Origin of the sequence: Gracilibacillus ureilyticus, assembly GCF_900111195.1 — a bacterium.
GTDB lineage: Bacteria > Bacillota > Bacilli > Bacillales > Amphibacillaceae > Gracilibacillus > Gracilibacillus ureilyticus.
On sequence record NZ_FOGL01000015.1, the window covers coordinates 1 to 8,228 of the forward strand.

Annotated in this window: 7 protein-coding genes and 1 pseudogene; all 8 read left to right on the forward strand. The window is 39.9% G+C overall.

Going from position 1 to position 8,228, the window contains the following annotated elements:
• Nucleotides 1-228: zinc ribbon domain-containing protein (locus BMW36_RS13915; RefSeq protein ID WP_139180324.1), on the forward strand; the 228-nt coding region annotated here is incomplete at its 5' end.
• 121 nt (nt 229-349) lie between these two features.
• A pseudogene (gene argS / locus BMW36_RS13920) lies at nt 350-1,021 on the forward strand (arginine--tRNA ligase domain-containing protein); the annotation flags it as partial.
• A gap of 91 nt (nt 1,022-1,112) precedes the next feature.
• Nucleotides 1,113-2,000 (forward strand): VanW family protein, encoded by an 888-nt coding sequence (locus BMW36_RS13925; RefSeq protein ID WP_089742155.1) that lies wholly within the window; start codon nt 1,113-1,115, stop codon nt 1,998-2,000.
• 353 nt (nt 2,001-2,353) lie between these two features.
• Nucleotides 2,354-3,370: an ABC transporter ATP-binding protein gene (locus BMW36_RS13930; protein WP_089742157.1), complete on the forward strand. Its 1,017-nt coding sequence runs from the start codon at nt 2,354-2,356 to the stop codon at nt 3,368-3,370.
• Nucleotides 3,357-4,289, forward strand: coding sequence for an ABC transporter ATP-binding protein (locus BMW36_RS13935; RefSeq protein ID WP_089742158.1), 933 nt, complete (start codon nt 3,357-3,359; stop codon nt 4,287-4,289). Before BMW36_RS13930 ends, BMW36_RS13935 begins: the two co-directional genes overlap by 14 nt.
• A gap of 1 nt (nt 4,290) precedes the next feature.
• Entirely contained in the window at nt 4,291-5,253 is a 963-nt protein-coding gene (gene opp4B / locus BMW36_RS13940) for an oligopeptide ABC transporter permease (RefSeq protein ID WP_089742160.1), read from the forward strand.
• Nucleotides 5,254-5,270: 17 nt separating this feature from the next.
• Nucleotides 5,271-6,131: an ABC transporter permease gene (locus BMW36_RS13945; protein ID WP_089742162.1), complete on the forward strand. Its 861-nt coding sequence runs from the start codon at nt 5,271-5,273 to the stop codon at nt 6,129-6,131.
• Between the two features lie 17 nt (nt 6,132-6,148).
• Nucleotides 6,149-8,011, forward strand: coding sequence for an oligopeptide ABC transporter substrate-binding protein (opp4A, locus tag BMW36_RS13950; protein ID WP_089742164.1), 1,863 nt, complete (start codon nt 6,149-6,151; stop codon nt 8,009-8,011).
• Nucleotides 8,012-8,228: the final 217 nt, after the last annotated feature.

Consider the following 8,228-nt stretch of genomic DNA (forward strand, 5'->3'; position numbering starts at 1 on the left):
TTCACTTCTTTCTTACAGTACAAACTAAAAGAACAAGGGAAACAACTGATCAAAATTGACAAATGGTTTCCATCTACTAAAACTTGTTCGTGTTGTGGAAATACCCAACCAATGCCTATGAATGTTAGGATGTATGTTTGTTCTTGCGGACTAAATCTTGATAGAGATTACAATGCTGCGCTAAATATAAAAAAAGAAGGCATTCGCATATTAACAAGTGCCGAATGAAAGGATAAACTCTTGGAACAAGAGGGTTAGCTTGGTCTATTTCGTCAGCTGCCAAAAGGGACGATTACCCAAGAAGCCCCCACTTCAAGCAACCCGTAAGGGTGGTAAGTGGTGGGAGTAGTTCACGCAATTGTTTAATGTAATAGAAAAGATGGGTTATAACTGGCATGATTCTCTGATACATGTTCCATTTGGGATGATACTGAAAGATGGTAAAAAAATGTCGAAAGAAAAAGAAAAAGTAGTACTTTTAGAGGAAGTTTTGCAAGATGCAATAAAGATAGCTAATAAGAGTATTACTGAAAAGAATCCCACTCTTGCTAATAAAGAAGAGGTAGCTATTGAAGTAGGAACAGGAGCAGTAATTTTTCATGATTTAAAGAATTACCGGTTAAATGACATTGAATTCTCACTGAAGGATATGCTCAAATTTGAAGGGGAAACCGGTCCATATGTTCAATATACCCATGCGCGGGCGGCGTCGATTTTAAGAAAAAGTAATTATCAGTTGAATGAAGAAGTTCCGTTTAAAGATGATCAGGCTTGGCCAATTATTACCGTTTTAATGGAATTTTCAGATGCAATTAAACGTGCAATAGATGGGAATGATCCATCAGAATTTGCAAAATATTCGCTCACCCTAGCCAAAGCGTTTAATAAATATTATGGTACTGTTCGTATTCTGGATGACAATGAGCAAAAACGAGCAAGGTTGGCACTTGTTTTCTCTGTGAAAACTATTCTGAAAGAGGCTTTAAGATTATTAGGTATAAAAGCACCACTCGAAATGTAACAACAGGAGGGATCCTGATCCAGCGCATATTTAATAATTCACACATGAAATCCTGCCACTGATTCATACTAAGGGCAGGAGGCTTTCGTGTATGAAAATAATCGGTTTAACATTTTTCTTACTATTACTAAATCAGCTCAATGTGTTTGCAGATACTTCGGATTTAGTGGTGACATATAAAGGGAAACCAATCGCCAGTGTAAGCAGGGCGGAACTTAGAGTGCTGTTTTTTGAGGAGCCGGTAGTGGATGAGGATAAATACCGTATGTTTATCGAAGAACTTAAACAGAAAGTGTATCAGGAACCGGTAGATGCAACAATTGATGATAATGGAGCGATTATTCCGGGAAATGCCGGCTATAAAATAGATCCGATAAAGTTTAAAGAATTGTTTTACAGTTATTTTTTTAGTGATCAATCTGCCAGAATAGAAGTACCCACAATGGAGATTCACTCCAATGTGGACAGTGAGCTGCTCGCTAATATTCGAACACAGCAGGTAGGTCACTATGTTACGTACTTTAATTCTAATAATGAGGAAAGATCCCATAATATATTCCTTGCATCTGAAGCAATCAATAACCATGTTGTTTTTCCTGGCAAGACGTTTTCATTTAACGAGGTTGTTGGAAAAAGGACGGAGGAGAAAGGGTATTTGCCAGCACCAGAGATTGTAGAAGGAGAATTAACGGAAGGGATTGGCGGGGGGATTTGTCAGGTTTCTTCCACGTTGTATAATGCGGTGGACCGTGCTGGAGTGGAAATGGTTGAGCGCTATTCCCACAGTAAGAAAGTTCCCTATGTGCCGCCAGGACGTGATGCAACGGTAAGTTGGTACGGCCCCGATTTCACTTTTAAAAATAACCTGAATCAGCCATTGCTTATCCGTTCTAAAGTGAAGGAAGGAAAAGTAATGATAGAAATTTATTCATCCGATCAAGTTGAATATACGCCGCGTGAAGTGCCTAATGCTTCTTAACAGCTGACTGGAAAAAAAGTCGACCAATAAATGGATCGACTTTTTTTAATATTATGAAAGTCTCTGAATATGATTATATTAGCATAATTGCCCTATTAAATAGAAAAGTAATTTTGAAAGCGTTTACTGTTAAAGGTTCTCACCGTGATCTTAAGTTTTTTTAATCAATTGGTAAGATTACTTTACACTAGCATTGCCTGATATCCATTTCAGTTATAACATTTTTACCACAGCAATAAACGTCTGGAATAGTAAAAATTTCACTTTTTTTACGACCATAATCAGGCAGATACAAGCATAGTATGTAAATAATATTTTTTAAAAAGTAAAGATAGAAGGAACGGAGTGAGAAAATGACGGATCCATTACTTCACATTCAACGGTTACGTACATCTTTTAAAATAAAAGACGACTATTATGCAGCGGTAGATGATGTGTCTCTGGAAGTGAACAAGAATGAAATTGTCGCCATTGTAGGTGAGTCAGGCTGTGGAAAAAGTGCGCTTGCAGCTTCCATTACAGGTTTGCATAACAAAGAAAGAACAAAAATGGATGGCCGTATCTCTTTTAAAAATAAGGATATTGCCAATGCTTCCATTAATCAATTGAATCAATTACGCGGCTCTGAGATTGGGATGATTTTTCAGGATCCGCTGACAGCTCTTAATCCATTGATGATCATCGGTGAACAGATTGAAGAGACATTGATGCTGCATCAGAAAATGTCCAGACAGGAACGGAAAAAAAGGACAGTGGAATTACTGAAAGAGGTCGGCATCCCTCGTGCCGAGCAGATATATTATCAGTATCCGCACCAGCTTTCAGGCGGTATGCGCCAGCGGGTAGTCATAGCTATTGCGATCGCAAATAACCCCAGCTTGTTAATTGCTGATGAACCAACAACAGCACTGGATGTAACGATCCAGTCACAAATTTTGGATTTAATCAGAAAATTAAAAGATGAAATGCATGCTGGAATCATTTTAATTACCCATGATTTAGGTGTTGTAGCAGAAATGGCTGACCGTGTTGCGGTTATGTACGCTGGACAGATTGTGGAGATTGCTCCCGTAATTGAATTGTTTGATAATCCGAAGCATCCCTACACCCGCTCATTACTGCAATCAGTTCCTTCCGCATTTGACAAACAGGAGCGCTTATATGTCATTCAGGGAGTTGTTCCACCATTACCAAACCTGCCAAGGGAAGGCTGCCGTTTTAAATCAAGAATTCCGTGGATCCCGGAGGAAGTTCATGAGAAAGAGCCCAAAATGCACGAAGTCGGACCGGGCCATTTTGTCAGATGTACTTGTTACGAAGATTTTCACTTTATTGGTGAGGACGGAGGAATGAATCATGGCGCTTCTTAAACTAGAAGATCTGCATGTACATTTTCCAATTCGCAGTGGAGTGTTTAAAAGGATTGTTGGCCATGTGAAAGCGGTGAATGGTGTTTCGCTGGAATTGAAAAGCGGGGAAACATACGGTTTAGTTGGGGAATCTGGATCTGGCAAAACTACAACAGGCAGAGCGGTTATTGGATTAAATGAAATCACATCAGGAAAAGTTTTTTATGCAGGGAAGAATTTAATTGAGAAAAAGCGTACAAAAGAATTACGCAGAGAAATTCAAATGATTTTTCAGGATCCCTACTCATCGCTTAATCCCAAAAAACGAGTATTGGATATTATTGCGGAGCCTTTAAGAAACTTCGAAAGTTTAACAAAACAGGAAGAACAAAAACGTGTCCAGCAACTGCTGAGTCAGGTAGGATTAAGCCAAAAAAGTATTGCCAAGTATCCGCATGAATTTTCCGGCGGTCAAAGACAAAGAATTGGAATTGCACGTGCGATTGCATTACAGCCAAAACTGATAATTGCAGATGAGCCTGTTTCTGCTTTAGATGTATCGGTACAAGCACAAGTTTTAAACTTTATGAAAGATTTGCAGAAAGAGCTGAACTTAACCTATTTGCTTATCAGTCATGATCTGGGGATTATTCGGCATATGTGCGATCGGATCGGAATTATGTATAAGGGCCGCCTTGTGGAAGAGGCGACAGCGAAAGAAATCTATGAAAATCCGCAGCATATTTATACGAAACGTTTAATTTCTTCGATTCCAGATATTGACCCGAAAAACCGCGGAAAAATGATGGCATTACGGGAAGAAGTGAAGCGGGATTTTGATGAGAAATACAATCAGTATTTTGATGAGAACGGACTTGCTTACGATTTAAAAGCAATTGCAGCTGACCATTTTGCTGCACTGCCAGGGGAGGGACAATAGGATGTGGACATTTACGTTTCGAAGAGTCTTAATCATGATTCCCCAAATCCTCCTTTTAAGTATTGTTATCTTTTTCTTAGCAAAAATGATGCCTGGTGATGCATTAACTGGGCTGATTGATCCGAATATTGGTCCGGAGGCAATAGAAGCACAGCGGGAGAAACTTGGTTTAAATGATCCGTGGCATGTTCAGTACTGGAATTGGATAACGAATCTTTTCCAAGGAGATTTAGGGCAGTCGTTTCAGCATAAATTACCTGTTACGGAAATAATTAATCAGCGTCTATGGAATACCTTCTGGTTATCTGTACTGACGTTAATCTTAACTTATTTGATTGCGATCCCGCTAGGTTTAATCAGCGGACGTTACAATGATACCATCTCTGACCGGATCATAACAGGCTACACCTATATCGGTTTTGCCGCACCTGTCTTTATTTTCGCTCTCCTAATGTTATTTATTTTCGGATTTCAGCTCGGCTGGTTTCCGACAGGTGGCAGTGTCACTCCCGGAACTGTGCCGGGTACCTGGAGTTTTTTCCTAAGCAAAGTTTATCATATGCTGTTGCCAGCACTTTCGATGGCATTGATTACGACTGTTTCTACCGTACAGTATTTACGGAGTGAAATTATTGATACGAAACAGAAAGATTTTGTTTTGCTTGCCCGTTCTAAGGGTGTGAGTGAAACAAGGATTTACCGAAAGCATATTTTCCGAAATTCATTATTGCCGATTGCTGCATTCTTCGGCTATGAAATTAGCGGATTAATTGGCGGGTCTATTTTCATTGAAAATATATTCAGCTATCCGGGAATTGGACAGTTGTTTCTAAGCTCTTTAATGCAGCGGGATACAAGTGTTGTGACAGCATTAGTACTGTTATTTGGGATTGCTTCGATTTTAGGGACACTTATTTCTGACCTTATTTTAAGTATTGTCGATCCAAGAATCCGAATGAAATAACATGGAGGTGAATAAATATGGAACATTCCGGTTTTAGAATTTTATGGCGGGAAATCGTCCGCGATAAGCTTGCACTTATCTCACTAATTTTCTTTATGATGATGGTTGCATTTGTATTCGGAATCTCGTTGTTTCTGGATGAATCTGAAATTGTTACAGTTGATTTATTTGCAATTCATGAACCGCCCTCTTCGCAATTTTGGCTTGGAACAGATTACGGCGGCAGGGACGTTTTTGGACAATTAATTATTGGAACGAGAAACTCGCTTTCTATCGGAATTTTAGTCACCCTCATCAGCGGGATTGTCGGGATCACAATGGGTGTCGTCTCCGGTTATTTCGGGGGGACGGTTGATAACATACTAATGCGTATTCTCGATTTCTTTATGATCCTGCCGACATTAATGATTGTCATCGTTTTTGTAAGTATCGTACCAAATTATGGTGTGATGTCCTTTTCGTTGATCATGTCCGTTTTTCTATGGATGGGAATTGCAAGGTTAATCCGGTCAAAAGCACTGCAGGAGAAGGAACTGGATTATGTGAATGCATCGAAAACTGCAGGCTCTTCTCATTTAAAAATAATTTTTAAACAGGTTTTGCCCAATATCAGTTCATTGATCATTGTCACAATGACATTAAATTTAGCTGCCAACATTGGTTTGGAGTCAGGACTCTCTTTTCTTGGCTTCGGCTTTCCGGAAAGTACGCCAAGTCTGGGGACTCTTGTCAGTTATGCGAGAAATCCACAAACATTGGAGTACCGCTGGTGGATCTGGTTACCTGCATCATTATTAATTTTAATTTTGATGTTGAGTATAAATAACGTCGGCCAGGCGTTAAAACGCGCGACAGATGCAAAACAAAGACGCGGATAAAAAAGGGAGGAATAAAAATGTCAAAAGTTCCAGTTCGCTTGTTGTTTTTTGCCATTGTTTTGTCACTAGTCATGGTGCTTGCTGCATGTAATGAAAACTCAACTGAATCAGATGTGGATAAACCAGAGACAGATGTAGAGAAAGAAGAAACTGAGGAAGCAGAACAAACAGATGAACCGGAAGAGGCCGGTGGAGAAACGGAAGAACTTTATTCCATTGATGATTTTTCCAATATTAAAGGAGAAGATGAAACACCATTAGAAGGTGGAGAGCTGACATTTGGGCTCGTTTCAGATACAGCTTTTGAAGGAATATTGAATTACAATTTTTATGATGGAAACCCCGATGTACAGGTATTACAGTGGTTTGATGAAGGTTTGCTGACATGGGATGAAAATTATGTCTATACAAACGATGGGGCAGCGACTTATACGATGTCAGATGATAATAAAACGGCAACCATTACCATTCGGGATAATGTTAACTGGCATGATGGTGAGCCGGTAAAAGCGGAAGATTTACTGTTTGCCCACGAAGTAATTGCACATCCTGATTATGATGGAATACGTTTTGATGCCTCTTTAAGAAATGTAGAAGGAATTGAAGCATATCATAACGGGGAAGCTGATACGATTTCAGGAATCGAAGTTGTCGACGAAAAAACAATAAAAATCACATACAAAGAAGCGACTCCTTCTCTTATCACAGGAGGAATTTGGACATATCCTCTGGCAAAGCACATTTTTGGTGATATGAACGTAGCAGATATCTCTTCATCACCTGAAGTCCGGCAGCAGCCGATCGGTTTTGGACCATATAAAGTGGAAAGTATTGTGCCTGGTGAATCTGTCGTTTATTCGAAAAATGAAGACTACTGGAGAGGTGAGCCAAAGTTAGATAAAGTAACATTGAAAGTGATTAATCCAAATGTAGTTGTCGAGGCATTAAAAAATGGGGAAGTTGATATTGTCGACAGTTTTCCTGTTGATCAATTCCCAGATAATGCAGATCTGTCCAATTTATCATGGCTTGGTGTAACAGACCGTGCTTACACTTATATTGGTTTCAAGTTAGGAAAGTGGGATGCAGACAATGGGATCAATGTCTATGATCCTGATGCTAAAATGGCGAATGTGAATCTTCGGAAAGCAATGGCACATGCGGTTGATAACAATACGGTTGGTGAGCGTTTCTACCATGGCTTGAGATGGGCTGGTACGACGTTAATCCCGCCATCACACCCGGAATTTCATGACAGTGAAAATGAAGGATTACCGTATGATCCGGAATTAGCGAAACAACTACTTGATGAAGCAGGCTATGTTGATGTGAACGGGGATAATTTCCGTGAAGATCCAGATGGTAATGAGCTTGTTATTAATTTTGCCTCAATGAGTGGTGGTGAGATAGCAGAGCCATTAGTAAAATATTATATCCAGGCATGGGAACAAGTCGGATTACATGTCGAAATGCTCGAAGGACGACTCCATGAATTTAATTCCTTCTATGATCGCGTCGAAGCAGATGATCCGGAAATAGATATTTACCAGGCTGCATGGAGTGTTGGAATTGATGTCGATCCGGATGGCTTATGGGGTGAGCAGGCAGCGTTTAATATGACTCGCTGGACGAATGAAGAAAATACACGTTTAATTAAAGAAGGATTATCTGAAGCTGCTTTCGACCTGGAAACACGTGTGGAAACATATAAAGAATGGCAACAGTTAATGGTAGAAGAAGTACCAGCATTCCCAACATTATATCGTGCGGTTCTCGTACCTGTTAATAATCGTGTACAGAACTATGCAATCGGTGATGGTACTGGAATTTACAGATATCAGGTAGGAGTATCTGCAGAAGAACCCGAAGTAGCAGAATAACGAATTAGAAGAGTGATTTTGATAGAAGCCTGCTCGTTTGGTAAGCAGGCTTCAATTTCTTATAGAGGCTTGTCGTGGAAAGACTTTAACGTAAGTGGAATCTGCAAAAAGAAGGGGAAAGTCGCTAAAAGAGAGCGGAAGTTGCAAGAAGGGAGTGGAAGTTGCAAGAAGGGAGCGGAAGTTGCAAGAAGGGAGCGAAAGTTGCAAGAAGAGAGCG